This window comes from Mesorhizobium sp. M3A.F.Ca.ET.175.01.1.1, assembly GCF_004791945.1.
Classification (GTDB): Bacteria; Pseudomonadota; Alphaproteobacteria; order Rhizobiales; family Rhizobiaceae; genus Mesorhizobium.
In genome coordinates, this window is the sequence record NZ_SRTP01000359.1 from 1 (window position 1) to 294 (window position 294).

Annotated in this window: 1 pseudogene; it reads left to right on the forward strand. The window is 63.3% G+C overall.

Features of this window, described 5'->3' with window-relative positions:
• Positions 1–294: pseudogene (locus tag EN818_RS31990) on the forward strand (O-antigen ligase family protein); the annotation flags it as partial.

Below are 294 nucleotides of genomic sequence, written 5' to 3' on the forward strand. Positions count from 1 at the left end.
CGATGGTGTTCATGCTGCACACCGGCTCGAAGACCACGGCCGGGCTGGTTCCATTCTCGATCATGATCGTCGTGCTGCCCAGCCTCATCGGCATGCGGCTCGGCACGCCGATCCTGTTTGCGCTGGCCATCATCGCGACCGCCATCGGCACGCTGGGCATCGTCTTCATCCCGCCGGTGAAGCAACTGGCGGCGACCTATTTCCCCGATCTCACCTATACCGGCCGCACGACGCTCTGGGAGTTCGCCGGCGAAATGCTGGCGAAGCGGCCCTGGACCGGATATGGCTATGAAA